The 16270-nt window shown below is 66.6% G+C and carries 14 protein-coding genes; 12 read left to right on the top strand and 2 right to left on the bottom strand.

The annotated features are described in order from the left end of the window. A partial coding sequence (locus ACTOXK_RS05905) for a phosphoribosylformylglycinamidine synthase (RefSeq protein WP_482279870.1) occupies positions 1–2454 on the top strand: 2454 nt, incomplete at its 5' end. Between the two features lie 94 nt (positions 2455–2548). Here ACTOXK_RS05905 and ACTOXK_RS05900 read toward each other — a convergent pair. Together ACTOXK_RS05900 and murB are read right to left on the bottom strand one after the other, a co-directional pair. Then, positions 2549–3370: an Rpn family recombination-promoting nuclease/putative transposase gene (locus tag ACTOXK_RS05900; protein ID WP_482276907.1), complete on the bottom strand. Its 822-nt coding sequence runs from the start codon at positions 3368–3370 to the stop codon at positions 2549–2551. 178 nt (positions 3371–3548) lie between these two features. Then, on the bottom strand, positions 3549–4469 hold the full coding sequence (murB, locus tag ACTOXK_RS05895; RefSeq protein ID WP_482276909.1) for a UDP-N-acetylmuramate dehydrogenase: 921 nt from the start codon (positions 4467–4469) through the stop codon (positions 3549–3551). Between the two features lie 175 nt (positions 4470–4644). Here murB and ACTOXK_RS05890 point away from each other — a divergent pair, with 175 nt between their 5' ends. From ACTOXK_RS05890 to mdcA, 11 genes are all read left to right on the top strand, one after another. Next, a complete protein-coding gene (locus ACTOXK_RS05890) occupies positions 4645–4785 on the top strand; it encodes a hypothetical protein (protein ID WP_482279287.1) in 141 nt (46 codons plus the stop codon). A 4-nt stretch (positions 4786–4789) separates the two neighbouring features. After that, positions 4790–6313 (top strand): TrkH family potassium uptake protein, encoded by a 1524-nt coding sequence (locus ACTOXK_RS05885; protein WP_482276911.1) that lies wholly within the window; start codon positions 4790–4792, stop codon positions 6311–6313. Further along, positions 6310–7212 carry a hypothetical protein gene (locus ACTOXK_RS05880; RefSeq protein WP_482276912.1) on the top strand — a complete coding sequence of 301 codons (903 nt, stop codon included), beginning with the start codon at positions 6310–6312 and terminating at the stop codon, positions 7210–7212. Before ACTOXK_RS05885 ends, ACTOXK_RS05880 begins: the two co-directional genes overlap by 4 nt. Beyond that, entirely contained in the window at positions 7212–8267 is a 1056-nt protein-coding gene (gene rsgA / locus ACTOXK_RS05875) for a ribosome small subunit-dependent GTPase A (RefSeq protein WP_482276913.1), read from the top strand. Before ACTOXK_RS05880 ends, rsgA begins: the two co-directional genes overlap by 1 nt. Before the next feature lie 97 nt (positions 8268–8364). Then, a complete protein-coding gene (locus ACTOXK_RS05870) occupies positions 8365–9813 on the top strand; it encodes a glycosyltransferase family 2 protein (RefSeq protein WP_482276914.1) in 1449 nt (482 codons plus the stop codon). A gap of 3 nt (positions 9814–9816) precedes the next feature. Then, a complete protein-coding gene (locus tag ACTOXK_RS05865) occupies positions 9817–10728 on the top strand; it encodes a sulfite exporter TauE/SafE family protein (protein ID WP_482276915.1) in 912 nt (303 codons plus the stop codon). Positions 10729–10781: 53 nt separating this feature from the next. Then, positions 10782–12251: a GAF domain-containing sensor histidine kinase gene (locus tag ACTOXK_RS05860; RefSeq protein ID WP_482276916.1), complete on the top strand. Its 1470-nt coding sequence runs from the start codon at positions 10782–10784 to the stop codon at positions 12249–12251. Positions 12252–12555: 304 nt separating this feature from the next. Further along, entirely contained in the window at positions 12556–12681 is a 126-nt protein-coding gene (locus tag ACTOXK_RS05855) for a hypothetical protein (RefSeq protein WP_482276917.1), read from the top strand. 72 nt (positions 12682–12753) lie between these two features. After that, positions 12754–13971 (top strand): Na+-transporting malonate decarboxylase, carboxybiotin decarboxylase subunit, encoded by a 1218-nt coding sequence (gene madB, locus ACTOXK_RS05850; RefSeq protein WP_482276918.1) that lies wholly within the window; start codon positions 12754–12756, stop codon positions 13969–13971. A 79-nt stretch (positions 13972–14050) separates the two neighbouring features. After that, the gene (locus tag ACTOXK_RS05845) at positions 14051–14527 is read left to right on the top strand and encodes a HutP family protein (RefSeq protein ID WP_016310355.1); all 477 of its coding nucleotides are present in this window, start codon (positions 14051–14053) and stop codon (positions 14525–14527) included. Between the two features lie 34 nt (positions 14528–14561). Further along, entirely contained in the window at positions 14562–16229 is a 1668-nt protein-coding gene (gene mdcA, locus ACTOXK_RS05840) for a malonate decarboxylase subunit alpha (protein ID WP_482276919.1), read from the top strand. Positions 16230–16270 lie beyond the last annotated feature (41 nt).

Below are 16270 nucleotides of genomic sequence, written 5' to 3'. Positions count from 1 at the left end.
TCCAAGGCCCATTCCGTGGAATCGCTGGAAAGCTGCGGGGCCGAGGTGCAGAAGGGCAACGCGCCGGTGGAGCGCAAGATCCAGCGCCTGTTCCGCCGCGGCGACGCCTGCCGCATGATCAAGCGCTGCAACGACTTCGGTGCAGGCGGCGTGTCGGTGGCCATCGGCGAATTGGCCGACGGCCTGGACATCAACCTGGACGCCGTGCCCAAGAAGTACGACGGCCTTGACGGCACCGAGCTGGCCATCTCCGAGTCCCAGGAGCGCATGGCCGTGGCCCTGGCCCCCGAGGACGTGGAGGCGTTCATCGCGCTCGCTCACGAGGAGAACCTGGAGGCCACCCCGGTGGCCGTGGTGACGGAGGAGCCGCGGGTGCGCATGCACTGGCGCGGCACCACCATCGTGGACGTGAGCCGCGACTTCTTGGCCAGCAACGGCGCGCCGAAGCACGCGGCCGTGGCCGTGCCCGCTCCGGCCGACGAGAGTCGTGCGGCCACTCCCTGCGACCGCGCCTTCGAAGCGGCGGCCAGCCTGACGGACCCGGTGGTGGAGGCTGCCGCTGCGGCCGATTCCCTGGAAGCGGGCCTGGCAGCGCTCATGGGCGACATCAACCACGCCTGCAACAAGGGCCTCGTGGAGCGCTTCGACTCCACCATTGGCGCCGCCACGGTGCTCATGCCCTTCGGCGGCTCCCGCCAGCTGACCCCGGCTCTGGCCATGGTGGCGAAGTTGCCGGTGCTCGGCGGCGCGACCACCACGGTGTCGGGCCTGTCCTGGGGCTTCAACCCGTACCTGTCGGACTGGGACCCCTATGCGGGCGCCTACATGGCCGTGCTCGATTCCGTGGCGAAGCTGGTGGCCACGGGCTTCGAGCGCAAGAATATGTACCTCACCTTCCAGGAGTACTTCGAGAAGCTGCGTCAGGATCCGGAGCGCTGGGGCAAGCCCATGGCGGCCGTGCTCGGCGCGCTCATGGCCCAGGTCGATTTCGGCGTGGGCGCCATCGGCGGCAAGGACTCCATGTCCGGCTCCTTCGAGGACCTGGACGTGCCGCCGACGCTCGTGTCCTTCGCCACGGCCATCGGCAACATTGACCGCGTGACCTCGCCGGAGCTGAAGGCCGCCGGCGACAACTTGGTGTGGGTCTCCTGTCAGGATACCCTGGCCTCCAGCCTGTGCGCCACCTTCGACGCCATGGAGCATCTCATCGGCGCCGGCGTGGTGCGGGCCTGCGCGAGCAGCGGCGCGGCCGGCCTGGCCGAGACCCTCGTGAAGATGGCCGTGGGCAACGGTTTGGGCGTGGCCCTGACCGACGCCGTGGCCTCAGGCTCGCTGTTTGATCCGGCCTACGGCACCTTCGTGGTGGAGCTGGCCGCGGGCGAGACGGCCCAGTCGGTGGTGACGCGCCTGGAGGACGCGGGCCTGGCCGCCAACGTGGATGTGGTGGCTCTGGGCGCGGTGACCGAGGAGTACGTGCTGGCCTGCGAGGGCGCCGTGGCCGATCTGGCGGCGGTGCAGGAGGCCTGGGAGTGCGGCATCGAGGGCGTGTTCCCCTACCGCACCAGCGCCGAGGACCGCGCGGCGGCCGAGGACGTGCCCGCGATCAGCTTCGAGGGGGGCGCCCCGGCGGTGTTCACGGGTGAGGCCATCGCCCGCCCGCGGGTGGTCATCCCGGTGTTCCCCGGCAACAACTGCGAGTACGATTCGGCGGCCGCCTTCGAGCGGGCCGGGGCTATCCCGACGGTGTACGTGGTGAACAATCTGACGCCCGAGGCCGTGGCCGAGTCCACCGCCGAGCTGGCGCGGCTCATCGGCGAGTCGCAGATCGTCATGATTCCCGGCGGCTTCTCCGGCGGCGACGAGCCCGACGGCTCGGCGAAGTTCATCACCGCCTTCTTCCGCGCTCCCCAGGTGACCGAGGCCGTGCGCGACCTGCTGCAGCGCCGCGACGGGCTCATGCTCGGCATCTGCAACGGCTTCCAGGCTCTGGTGAAGCTGGGGCTCGTGCCCTTCGGCGACATCCGTCCCATGGACGAGGAGTGCGCTACCCTCACCTTTAACCACATTGGCCGTCATCAGAGCACGCTCGTGCGCACCCGCGTGGCCAGCACCCTGTCGCCGTGGATGAGCCGTATGAATGTGGGCGATGTGCATACCGTGGCCATCAGCCACGGCGAGGGCCGTTTCGTGGCACCTCCCGCGCTGCTGGACACCATGATCGCGAACGGTCAGATTGCCACCCAGTACGTGGACGGGGCCGGCGTGCCCTCCATGGACCTGGCAGCGAACCCCAACGGGTCCGTGCTCGCCATCGAGGGCATCACGAGCCCCGACGGCCGCGTGCTCGGCAAGATGGGCCACACCGAGCGAAGCGGTGCGGGCCTCTACAAGAACGCCTTCGGCAACACCTACCAGCCCCTCTTCGAGGGCGGCGTGGACTACTTCCGCGGATAGAATGAGCGCTCTCTAGCACTACCAACCAAGAAGGGGCCACCAGGCCCCTTCTTCATGCCAGGACAAGTGCGCGCCCGCAGTACTTGGGAAACGACTACTCGCGGGAAGGCCCCTCGAAGTCCGCGAGCAGGGCATCGCGAAATTCCTTGTCCTGGGTGGCTCGCTTGAGATCATCGAGGCGACCTTCGGCAAGAAGTTGCTCAGTGAGGGCGGCAAATCGGGCAGCCCCTTCCTCGATACCTTCTTTGCGGGCGAGGCGCAAGCCGATTCGACGGCGACGGGCATCATTCTCTTCGATTGTGCTGACTGACCACACTTTGCCCACCCACTTCCAGTCCTCGTTCGCCCGGGTCACGGCTGCGTGAATCTCCTGGGATAGCGGCCCGCAAGGCGCTTCGGTTTCTATGTATCTTAGCATATCGAGCAAGGCGTCATCGGCCAGGCCGCCCCAGGCCTCTGCGTTGAGGGCAATCCAATGGGCATCATTCCCAATGGAGAGGGCAGGGGCCTCGCGGTACAATCGCTCGATGGTGTAAACGGGGAGTTGCTCGTGAAAGGGATCTTTCTTGCAGATGAAAATGATGAAGCTCTCCAGCAGTTTGTCGTAGTCGGCACCGCGCGAGAGGCCCCGGGTGTCCAGGGCCGATTGATAGTAGCGGAATCGCCTTCCGAGAAGGAACTCCGGTTCCGTTTGCATCTCGATATCGTACATATGGCTGCCATCCTGGGCGTACACATCCATGCGAACGCCGTGGTTCTCGGGAGAGGGCTCGATCACTTGCTCGGCATTGAGGTAAGAGATTTCTCCCGCGTCGATGCCGGTGACCGCTTTGATGACTTTTCGGCAGATCGACTCCTGCAGCATGACGCGGTTGAACATCCAACGATTTGAGAAGGGAAGGCTGCGTTGTTCCATGGCGGCTCCTCGGACAAGGGGATTCTGGGCGCCTATCATAGGCTCCCAGAGTCGTAGTTATGTCGCGGGGAAACCGCAGAACAATCCCGCCGCCAATCGTTGCTGCACCGTCTTGCAGCCTTTCTCAATGCGCGGTCGAGTTCCGCAGGCGCCGCTCATTTGTCGTGGGTAGCCCCCCCTAGGACCACAGCCTTACTTCGGGTTCGAGCTGCACGCCGCTGGCGTCGTGGACACGGCGCTGCACCTCGGCGATGAGGGCCAGCACGTCGGCGGCGGTGGCGTTGCCGGTGTTCACGACGAAGCCGGCGTGCTTCTCGGACACCTGGGCGCCTCCGACGGTGAGGCCCTGGCAGCCGGCCTCCTGGATGAGGGCGCCGGCGAAGTAGCCCTCGGGCCGCTTGAACGTGCTGCCGGCCGAGGGCATCTCCAAGGGCTGGCGGCTCTCGCGGCGCTCGCGCAGGTCGTCCATGCGCTCCCGGATGGCGGCGCCGTCGTCGGCACGCAGTTGCAAGGTGGCGCCGAGTACCACCCAGCCCTCCTCCATCATGCGGCTGTGACGATAGCCCCACGCCGCCTCCGGCGCTGGCACATCCATGATGCGCCAGTGTGTCCCATCGGGAACCAGGCAGCGCACGCTGACGGCCACATCGGAGAACTGGCCCTCGTAGGCGCCGGCGTTCATGATGGCGGCCCCTCCCACGGTGCCCGGAATGCCGCTGGCGAACTCGTAGCCGGCCAGGCCCGCGGTCCAGGCCGCCTCGGCCACCGCGGCGTTCGTTGCCCCGGCCTGGGCCCGCACAAGGCCGCCCGGCAGCACGTCCACGGCCGAGAAGTTCTCCGTCAGCTTTACCGTGACCCCGGCAAGGCCCTCGTCGGGGGCCAGCACGTTGGAGCCGAGCCCCAGCACGCGCCAGGGCACGGCGGCTTCCTGACAGGCCGACACCACGGCGGTCACCTCGTCCTCAGAGGAAGGGAGCACGAGCCACTGGGCCGGGCCGCCGATGCGGAAGGTGGTGTGGGCCGCCAGGGGTTCGTCGGCCAGCACGCGATCGGCCCCAATGATGCTTCGGAGTTCCTGCTCGAAGTCCCGCGTGTCCATGGCGTTTCCTTCCTCTATCAGATGGTGAGCGAACCAGAATACCTGCGGCTCCGGCAAGCGGCGAGGCGCAACTCTCCGTTTGCCATGGCGATAGGGTTACCGTTGGTGACCCTCAGCCCCCATTGTACTAGAATACCCCCATGACCAAATCGCCGACATACCGAGGGAAAGCGGGGTGGTAGCCGTGGCTCGCAAGCATCCGGTCATCAAGCCGGCCACGCCGGCCACCGCCATCACGCTCGTACTGCTGTCCATCATCAGCTTCATCATCGGGCTGTGGGTGCTCATGGCCCTGACCCGCATCGTGCTGGGATAGTTTCATGTGGCAGCGATTCACCCTCTATGACCTGCGGGTCATCGGCCATTACCTCGGCACGCTCATCCTGTTCTTCGCCGTGCTCATGCTGGCTCCCTTCGGCACGGCCCTTATCTTCCAGGAATGGGAGCCGGCCTCACGCTACCTGGTGGCCATCGGCATTGCCATGGTGGGCGGCTGCTCCCTGCGCTTTCTGCGCATTGAGCCCGGGCGCCTCTCGCGGCGCCAGGCGCTGGCCGTCACGGGCTTCGCCTGGGTGGTGCTGGCCCTGTTCGCCTCCATCCCGCTGTACTTCTCGGGGCATTACGCCACCTACCTGGATGCCGTGTTCGACGGCGTGTCGGGGCTGACCACGACCGGCGCCTCGGTCATCGTGGACCTGGACCACCTCTCCTACGCCGACAACATGTTCCGCTTCGCCATTCACGCCCTGGGCGGCCTCGGCCTTATCGTGGTGGCCCTGTCGTTCGGGCTGTTCGGGCGCGGCGGCGGCGCGTCGCTGTTCTCGTCGGAGGGCCGCAGCGAGCATGTAGTGCCCAACGTGGTGCAGACCACCCAGTTCATCGCCCGCATCACCCTGCTCATCGTCACCGTGGCCACCGTCATCATCACTGCGCTGTGCTTAGGGCTTGGCATGGAGCCGGCGCGCGCCTTCCTCAACGCGCTGTGGGTGTCCATTTCCGGCTTCATGACCGGGGGCTTCGCGCCCATGCAGCTGTCCATCATGTACTACCACTCCTTCCCGCTGGAATGCATCCTCATGGTGCTCATGATCCTGGGCTCCATCAGCTTCGTGCTGTACGCCGAGGTGTGGAAGGGCCGCGCCGGGGCCTTCTTCAAGGACCTGGAGACCAAGACCATGGTGCTGTGGATCGGCGTCATGGCCTTCGTGTTCACGGCCACCTTGTCGTCGTGGGCGCTGTTCGACGACATGCTGACGCTTCTGCGGCGCGGCCTGTTCATGATCATCTCGGTGTTCACCACCACGGGCTTCCAGGTGGTCACCACCAATCAGATCACCACGGTGTTCTCCAACGGCGCCTTCCTCACCCTGGCCTTCGTCATGGCCGTGGGCGGCTCCTCCGGCTCTACCGCCGGCGGCATCAAGTTCTCGCGCATGGGCATCATCTTCAAGTCCATCGTGGCGAACGTGAAGGAGGCCCTGGCCCCCGATTCGGCCCGCGTAGTGGTGTCCTACAGCCATCTGGGACGGCGCACGCTCACGCCGAACATCGTGAAAGAGGCCATGACGGTGTTCATCCTCTACGTCATCACCTATGTCGTCGGCGCGCTCGTGGGCATCGCCCACGGCGGCGAGGCCATTCCCGCCATCTTCGAGTCGGTGGCCATGACCTCCAACGGCGGCATCACTACGTCTCTGGCCCAGCCGGGCATGCCGGCTACGTTGGAGCTGTTCTACATCCTGCAGATGTGGGCCGGCCGCCTCGAGTTCGTCACGCTGCTGGCGCTCATCGTGGAAGTGGGCGCCTCCCTCGTGCCCCGGGTGAAGCCGAGGTTGAACCCATGAGAACACCGCAGCGCCCGACCCGTGCCTTCGCGGCCGCCCTCGCCCTGGCCCTGGCCGTGGGCAGTGTCGGCGTGGCCTGGGCCGACGACCCCATCAACCGGCCCGAGGACGTGACCACCAATCAGGATGTGCCCACCGACGAAGCGGGCGTGGTGGACCCCTCGGCCAAGGACGACGGCAGCGGACCTGTCCCGAACGGGCCGGCCCCGGGCCCGGGCGACGGTTCCGGCAACCAGGGCGCCGGCGCGGGGGAAGGCGCTGCGGGCAACCCGAGCCTCGAAGGCGACGGGAATGCTCCTGCCGATAACGCCGGCGAGGCTGAGGGTGCCGAGGGCGCGGCGGGGACGGAAGGGGAGGAAGCGCCCACGCTGCCCCCCGTGCCGGACCCGGTGTTCGGCGAGGGCGTGAGCGAGAACAACCTGCTGAATCCCCAGCAGAAGCCCGACAGCTCCTTCATCTACGACACCTCCATCGGCGCCCTGCAGGAGGCCGACTCCTACCTGAACAACCAGATCGTGCAGGTGACCGGCGAGGTGGTGGGCGACCGCATCAACGCCGAGTTCAACCCCGGTTTCTGCTGGATCGTGCTCCAGGGCAACGACAAGGGCCGCTCCGAGGTGCCGGTGTTCATCTCGAAGGACGCCACCGAGGGTATCGACACCTACGGCGCCTACGGGCGGCGGGGCACCATGCTGCAGATCCGCGGCATCTTCTACCTGTCCTGCCCCGAGCACCAGGGCCTGACCGACCTGCACGCCGATACCGTGAGCGTCGTGGAGAAGGGCGCGGTCACCGAGCAGGTCTTCGACATCGGCGCCTTCCTGCCGGGGCTGGGCCTCGTGCTGCTGGGCGCCATCATGATCCTCGTATTCCACCAGATGAGAGAGGGGCAGCGCTAATGGCCGAGGCGCCGTGCCGTGAAGGCGAGACCGACGAGGGGGCCCTGCGCACCGGCGAGGTGGTGAAGCTCGACCGCGGCTACCCTCTCGTGCGCTTCCCCGACGGCGAGCGTTTGCGCTGCGAGCACGCCACGGCCCTCGTGAAGGGCCACGACCAGCGGGCCGTCATCGGGGACGTGGTCACGGTGTCGGTGCCCGCCGCCCACGACAAGGGGGTCATCGAGGCCATCGCCCCCCGCATCCGGGAATTCGTGCGGAAGGATCCTACGGAGCGGGCCCTGCCCCAGGTGCTGGCCGCCAACTTCGAGCGGGTCATCGTGGCCCAGCCCGTGGGCGAGGTGAACCTGCGCCGTCTGGAGCGGGAGCTCGTGCTGGCCTTCGAGACCGGGGCCGCCGTCACCGTGGCGCTCACCAAGGGCGACCTGACCGATGAGGTCGCCACGGCGGCGGTGCGCGAGGCCGTGGAGGCTCTGGCCGGCCCCGAAACCGAGGTGCTCGTGGTATCCGAGGCCGACCCCGCCTCGGTGGAGGCCGTGCGCCGCCTGCTGGCCCCGGGCACCACCACAGTGCTCATCGGTCGGTCCGGCGTGGGGAAGTCGAGCCTGGTGAACATGCTTGTGGGCACCGAGGTGCTGGAAGTGGGGGCCGTGCGCGAGGGCGACGGCAAGGGGCGCCACACCACGGTGAGCCGCGAGATCGTGGCCGTGCCCGGGGCCGGCCGCATCGTGGACATGCCCGGGGTGCGCGGCCTGGGCCTGTGGGATGCCGAGGCGGGCATTGAGGCGGCCTTCCCCGATGTGGAGGCCCTGGCCGAGGAGTGCCGCTTCCGCGACTGCACCCATCAGGGCGAGCCGGGGTGCGCGGTGTGCGCGGCCGTGGCCGCTGGCACGCTGCCCGGTGCCCGCTACGATTCCTATCAGGCCCTGTGCCGGGAGGCGGCCGACGTGCGCGACCGCCGCGAGCAGGCCCGGCGCCTGAACAAGGACAAGGCGGCCTACTCGAAGCGCTACCGCAAGAAGGGGGCTGGCCCCTCCCGCGGCGGTCGCCGTCGGTAAGATGTGCGTTGACGGACGGTTTTTTGCTCCCGGGCCGTAAGGGGTTACAATAGTGACGTTCGATGTAATCGAACCGAAGATATGCGAGAGGAATCCTATGAACCCCGTCGTCATCATCCCCACCTTCATCTACCCGCGCCGTCATCGCGGCGGCACCGACGTGGTGGCCACCTACGACCATCCCACGGCGCCCAACCAGCCCGGCGAGCTCGGCCGCTGCCTCGCGTCCCTGGAGAAGGTGGAGGGCCTGGGGCTCGTCGTCATCCTCGTATCGGCCGACGTGTCCATCGAGGCCCAGGCCGCCGAGAAGGTCCAGGCCATCTGCAACGAGCATCCCGGTGTCACCACGCTCGTCATCGGGGCGGCGGAGATGGCCCTCATCGAGCAGCGCATGGCCCAGCTCAACATCGAGCGCCTCTCCAAGGAGATCGGCCTGTCCGGCTACGGCGCCATCCGCAACCTCGGCCTGCTCGTGGCCAACGTGCTCGGCTTCGATGCCGCGGTCTTCCTCGACGACGACGAGGTGGTGGACGACCCCGAGTTCCTCACCAAGGCCATGTACGGCCTGGGGAAGCTCACGCGCCAGGGCGTGCCCATCGTGGCGAAGACCGGCTACTACCTCAACGACGAGGGCTCCTACCTCTCGAAGTGGGAGGACAAGTGGTACAACCGCTTCTGGCAGCAGGGGCGCTACTTCAACCAGTGGATCACCGCGGCCATGAAGGGCCCGCGCCTGTCCCGCTCCAACCACGTGTGCGGCGGCTGTCTGGCCGTCCATAAGGAAGCGTTCCGCCGTCTGGCCTTCGACCCCTGGATCACCCGCGGCGAGGACTTGGACTACATGCTGAACCTGCGCATGTACGGCTCCGATATCTGGTTCGACAACCAGTGGGTGCTGCGCCATCTGCCCCCGGCCTCCAACAGCGAGGGCACCCGCTTCCGCCAGGACATCTTCCGCTGGCTCTACGAGTACCGCAAGCTGGAGTACAGCCGCGCCCTCATCGACCTGCAGCAGGTGAAGCCCGCTTCCCTGGAGCCCTATCCGGGGCCGTTCTTGGAATCGGGCCTGCGCAATCGCATCCGGCTCACGGCCTGGCTGCGCAGCTTCGCCTGCTCGGACAAGAAGGCCTACCGCCTGGCCGCCAAGGCCGCGACCGGGGCCGCCTCGGCCTATGCCGAGGCCCACTGCGCGAAGTACTTCGAGTTCCAGTACGTGTGGCCCGAGGCCATGGGCCGTATGGAATCCGATCAGATCCTGTCCAGCGCGTTGGTGCGCTCCAGCATGCTGCGGGTGGAAGCGGCCGCGGCCGATGTCGCCGAGCGAGCCGCTGCCCGCGCCGCCATGGGCGCTCCCGCGCCGGCCGGTGCGGCTCCTGCGGGCGTGGCTCCGGCTCCCGGAACCCCTGCGGCCGCTCCGGACGTTTCCGGGGCGGAAGTGGTGGCCGGCATGCCCGGGACCGGCGGCGTTTCCGCTGCTCCGGTCGTGCCCCGGCCCTCCATCGATGCGGGCATGACCACCCAGATTCGCCTCGACATGGAGGACTAGGCGGTGGAGGCAGTCGCAGTCATGGCCGCCGCCTCCCTGGCGGTGGGCTTCGTCGTGGGCGTGCTGTCAGGCCTGCTCGGGGTGGGCGGCGGCATGTTCCTCGTGCCCATCTTCAAGCTCGGCTACCTCATGGACTCCCTCATGTGCACGGCCACCTCGCTGTTCACGATCATTCCCACGTCCATCTCCGGAGCCGTTTCCCGCATTCGCAACCGCACCTGCGTGCCGAAGCTCGGCATCGCCGCCGGCCTTGGTGGGGCGGTCACCTCGCCGTTGGGCGTGTGGCTCGCCACCCAGTCGCCGGATTGGGCCATCATGGGCGCGGCGGCCCTCGTCATCGCCTATTCGGCCACCACCATGTTCCGCAAGGCCCTGGCCGTGCCCAAGGGGGCAGCTCCCCAGAAGAGGGGCGCGGGGAAGGGGAATTCGGCCGACGCCCCCGCTGACGGCGCCCCGAACGCCGCTGCCTCTGGTGCGACACCCGAGACTGCCGACAGTTCGCAGTCTCCCGCCATCATCGACGGTCCCGTCGACGTGGGCCGCCGCCAGCTGCTGCTCTTCGCCGGCATCGGCCTGGTGGCAGGACTGGCCTCGGGCTACGTGGGGGTGGGCGGCGGCTTTCTCATGGTGCCCATGATGATCTCCCTGGCCCACCTGTCCATGCGCTACACCTCGGGCACCTCGCTCATCGCCGTCATGATCCTGGCCGTGCCCGGCGTGGTGACCCAGGCCGTGCTGGGGAACATCAACTGGGTCGCCGGCATCGCCGTGGCCTGCGGCTCGGTGCCCGGCGCCATGCTCGGCGCCCGCCTCGTGCCCCGCGTGCCCGAGCGCCAGCTGCGCTTCCTGTTCGCCGGCTTCCTCATTGTGGCCGCCATCATGCTCGTCGTGAACCAATTCGCCTCCGTGGCCTAGGGCTCCCGCCTTTGCTATACTGGCGTCAATTTCAGTGACGCTCAGGAGGGGCCATGGCGAAGCGGGAAGCGGAATCGGCATCGGCGTTCAGCCGCGGCATCGGCGTGTCGAAGTTCAACCTGGAGATGCTCGGGGCCACCATCGCGGCCATCGCGGCCATCACCTTGGTGTGGACCTTCTCCCAGCCTGACTTCCCCGTGCCGGTGCTCGTGGTGTCTGGGGCGGTGTTCACCGTGTCGGTCGTGGTGGTCATCCGCCTCATGATGGATCCCGATTCGGTGCGCGCCCTGCAATCCGATGCCATGTTGCAGCTGGCCAGTTCCATGATCGATGCCATGGGGGAGGGGCTCACGGCCCATGCCTCCCAGGAGGTCTGCGAGCTGCTGCTACCCAACACCTCGGCCATTGCCGTGGCCCTCACCAACCGCGAGTCGGTGCTCGGCTACGCCGGCTACCAGGAGGCCCACAACCCGGCGGGCATCGCCATCCGCACGAGCGCCACCCACGAGGCCATCCGCCAGGGGGAGACCCTCGTTTTGCTCACGCCCGAGGAGATCGGCCTGCCCAAGCCGCCCGACGAGAGCCGCATCAAGGCCGCCATCGTGGAGCCGCTGTGGGTGGGCAACCGCGTGGAGGGCACCCTGAAGTTCTACTACCGCAACGGCAACAAGATCACCGAGACCCAGCGCTCCATCGCCCACGGCTTCGCCCAGCTGCTGGCCACCCAGATGGCCGCCGTGGAAATGGAGACCCAGCGCAAGCTGGCCACCGCCATGGAGCTGAAGATGCTCCAGACCCAGATCAACCCCCACTTCCTGTTCAACACCATCAACACCATCGCCTCGTTCATCCGCACCGATCCCATGAAGGCCCGTACCCTGCTGCGGGAGTTCGCCGTGTTCTACCGCCGCACGCTGGAAGATTCCACCGAGCGTATCTCCCTGGCTCGGGAGCTCGATCAGGTCCAGCGCTACTTCAACTTCGAGCTGGCCCGCTTCGGCGAGACGCGCCTGGCCCTGGAGGTACAGGCGAGCCCGGCGCTCCAGTCCATGATGGTGCCCCCCTTCCTCGTGCAGCCGCTGGTGGAGAACGCCATCAAGCACGCCATGCCCTCGGAGGGGCGGCTCACCATCCGCATCCAGGCCGAGGCTGACGGCGACGACGTGGTCATCGTGGTGGGGGACGACGGTGTGGGCATGAGCGAGGAGACCTGCGCCAACATCACCCAGGTGGAATCATCCACGGGTCTGGGCATTGCCGTGAAGAACGTTCACGACCGCATGGTGGGCTTCTTCGGGCCCGACGCCCAGATGGTGTACACGAGCGAATTGGGGGCCGGCACCCAGGTGACCCTGCGCTGCCCGGGGTGCGCCAAGGCCCCCGCCGCCGCTGTGGCGGCCCTCGGTGAGGCAGCGGCCCGCGAGGCCGACGAGGCGGCGCCCGAAGCGGCCCAGGAGGCGGCCCGCAACGAGGCCACCGTGGCGGAGCTGGCCGAGCTCGTGGCCCAGGTGTCCGAGGGATAATTTCAGAGTCCCGCAGAGGCGCGGCAGCTCTCAAATCAGCTAGTGCAGGTGCACAAAAATCCAGGTTGACCAGCTATTTTCCTAAGATGGGAAAAAAGTTGGAGAATTGGTGTTGACGTTTCGGTGCCAAGTCCGTATGATGGCAGCAACAGCTAGATTTCCCTCGAACCGAGCGTGGGGAAAGGGAAGTCTCAAAATATGCAGAGCGTCCTCGGACGTCGCATCATAAGGTTATGAGAAGCAGAGTATTTGAGCGAAAGCCGGATGCTCTGCTTTTTTGTTGCCTTAAGGAGGTGAGACGAGGATGGATGTCAACTTGTATGCGCTTCTCACGTATGCGCTGACGGCGGCGATCTCCCTTTTGGTCATCGGCGTCATCGTGGTCATCAACAAGCTGATGAACCGCAGCAAATCCCAGGATTCCGATTAAACCGAGTATCTGATTTGCCCCTGGGCGCCCCTGCGCCCGCTCCTCTGATCTCCGAAAGGAAAACGAACTAAGATGGATGTTTTAGCTCAGATTTTCCCCGGCATCGCCACCCTGTTCATGACCGACCCCATTCTGGGGGCCGTGCGCGTGGGGCTGACGATTCTGGGCTTCGTACTGGCCTATTTCGGCTTCAAGGGCAAGCTCGAGCCGCTGATCATGGTCCCCATGGGCCTCGGTATGATCGCCGTGAACTGCGGCGTGCTGTTCCTGGACGGCGGCACCACGGGTACCCTGATCATCGACCCGCTCGTCAGCGAGACCGATGACCTCATGACGGCCATTCAGGTGAACTTCCTGCAGCCGATCTACAACTTCATGTTCTCCAACAACCTCATCGCCTGCCTTGTGTTCATGGGCATCGGCGCCCGCAGCGAGATCAGCTTCCTGCTGGCTCGCCCCTGGACCTGCATCATCATTGCCATCTTCGCCGAGCTGGGCACCTTCGTCACCTTGGCCCTCGGCGTCGACTTCTTCGGCCTCGATCCGGCCAGCGCCGCCTCGGTGGCCATCATCGGCGGCGCCGACGGGCCCATGGTGCTGTTCGGCACCCTCATGATGAAGCCGGAGCTGTTCGTGTCCGTCTCCATCATCGCCTACCTGTACCTGTCCCTCACCTACGCGGGCTATCCCTACATCATCAAGGCCATGGTGCCCAAGAAGTACCGCGGCATCGACATCGAGTTCGACATGCCCCAGGTGTCCCAGAAGGCCAAGTTCGTCTTCATCGTGGTGGTCTGCCTGCTGCTGTGCCTGCTGCTGCCCGTGGCCGCGCCTCTTATGCTGTCCTTCTTCCTCGGCATGGCCGTGAAGGAAGCGAAGATCATGCCCTATCAGGAGCTGCTGGAGGGCGGCATCACGAGCTTCTCCTCCCTGTTCCTGGGTCTCGTGCTCGGCTGCCTCTGCGAGGCGAGCACCATCCTGAACCCCACCGTGGGCATCATCCTCGTCCTCGGCATCCTGGCCCTGGCCATCTCGGCCGTGGGCGGCATCGCCGGCGGCTGGGTCATGTACTTCGTGGGGAAGAAGACCGGCAAGTCCTTCAACCCCGCCGTCGGCATCGCCGGTATCTCCTGCATGCCCACGACGACCAAGCTTGCCCAGCATGCGGTGGAGGAGGAGAACCCCTTCGCCATCGTCATCCCCATTGCCATGGGCTGCAACATCTCCGGCGTCATCGTGTCGGCCATTGCCGCCGGCGTCTTCGTCGCCACCATCGGACTGGTCCTCTAGTCCAGCGTTTCAATCGCGAACCATTCGATGAGCGGGCCGCCTCTTCCCGGGGCGGCCCCCGAGAGGGCGGTGGGATCTCATGGATGCTATCGACTACGAACGGCTTCAAATCAAGGGTATCGGCCCCCAGGGCCTGGGGCGCCGGGCGCTCCAGCTGTCCATGACCGAGACCAAGTCCGAGGAGGACGCCCTCAAGCGGCAGTTCCTTCGCGAGGGCATCGTGGCCGTGGCCACCGAGGTGGGCGGCACGAGCGACACCGACTTCCAGACCAAGGCCGCCCGCGCCGTCATCGGAGCGGCGCTCAACTCCGGCCTGGTGGAGAAGGAGGGCCGCTCCATTCACGCCCTCATGCACGCGACCGAGGAGGCCAAGCGCGGCGTTCTCGTGAACACGGCGTCGTCGGCGAGCCTCGCCATGAAGATCGCCATCGTGCGCAACAAGGGATGGGTGGCCGTGGCCTTCTACGGTGAATCGTCCCTCCATGTGTTCTCGTGCCACGAGCGGGTGGGCCTGGGTGTCATGCACCTGCCCGATCTGGACCGCATTGAGAAGTAAGGCAAGCAGGTATCAGGAAAGGAAAGGAGAAGGAATGACGACGGAACCGAAGATCTGGAACACGCTCGAGCGGGACTACCGTGAGCGCATCGAGGCCGCCCGTCCCTATGTGATGGACGGGAAGGTGGTCGAGGCGGGAGATGCGGTGAAGCTGCTCGAGGCCGTGATCCGCCCCGGCGACAAGGTCAACATCGAGGGCGACAACCAGAAGCAGGCCGACTTCTTGGCCCAGTGCCTCTGCGAGGTGGACACCGAGAAGGTGCACGACCTGCACATGGTGCAGTCGGTGCTCTCCATCCCGGCCCATCTGGACGTCTTCGACAAGGGCATCGCCAAGAAGGTGGACTTCTCGTTCTCGGGGCCCCAGGCGGGCCGCCTGGCCGAGTACGTGCGCGACGGCAAGATCGAGCTGGGGGCCATCCACACCTATCTGGAGCTCTACGGCCGCTACTTCGTGGATCTCACGCCGCGCGTGGCGCTGTGCGTGGGCGTGTCCGCCGATAGGAACGGCAACATCTACACCGGCTTCAACACCGAGGACACCGCGGTCATCGCCGAGGCGGTGAAGTTCCACCAGGGCATCGTCATCGTGCAGGTGAACGAGCTGGTGGACGAGGTGCCCCGCGTGGATATTCCCGGCGACTGGGTGGACTTCGTCATCCAGGCGCCGCGGCCCTTCTACATCGAGCCTTTGTTCACCCGCGACCCGGCCCTCATCACCGACTCGCAGATCCTGCGCGCCATGATGGTCATCAAGGGCATCTACGGGGAGTACGGCATCCAGCGCTTGAACCACGGCATCGGCTTCGACACCGCCGCCATCGAGCTTCTGCTGCCCACCTACGGCGAGGAGCTGGGGCTCAAGGGCAAGATCTGCTCCTACTTCGTGACCAATCCCCATCCCACCCTCATCCCGGCCATCGAGTCCGGTTGGGTGAAGACCATGTACTGCTTCGGCGGCGAGGCGGGCATGGCCGACTACGTGCAGGCGCGCCCCGACGTATTCTTCATCGGCCCCGACGGCACCATGCGCTCGAACCGCGACTATGCCCAGACCGCGGGCCACTACGCCCTGGACATGTTCATCGGCGGCACCCTGCAGATCGACAAGTACGGCAATTCCTCCACGGCCACGGCCAGTCGCATCGCCGGTTTCGGCGGCGCCCCCAACATGGGCTGCGACGCCAAGGGCCGACGCCACGCCACGCCGGGCTGGATGAAGTGCGGCGAGGAGTACGGCATGCACGACGAGCTGGTTGGCGACCTTCCCCGCGGCAAGCGGCTCGTCGTGCAACTTCAGGAGACCTTCCGCGAGAAGATGGCCCCGGGCTTCGTGGACAAGCTGGACGCCGTGGCCCTGGCCGAGAACGCCGGGCTCGACCTGCCCCCGGTCATGATCTACTCCGACGACCTCACCCACATCGTCACCGAGGAGGGCATCGCCTACCTGCACAAGTGCACCTCTATGGCCGACCGCATGGCCGCCATCCGCGCCGTGGCCGGCTTCACCGAGGTGGGCATGGCCGAGGATCCGGCCGAGACCGCGGCCCTGCGGGAGCGCGGCATCTTCAAGACCCCGGCCGACCTGGGCATCGACGTGCGCCGCGCCAATCGCGACCTGTTGGCCGCCAAGTCCGTGAAGGACCTGGTGAACTGGTCCGGCGGCCTGTACAACCCGCCCGCGAAGTTCCGCAACTGGTAAGTCCGACGTTCCGACTTTTGGATAAACAAGGAGGTTACCCG

This window comes from Adlercreutzia sp. (assembly GCF_056795635.1).
Note: the sequence above shows the minus strand (reverse complement) of the source record. Positions and strands in the feature narration are given on the sequence as shown.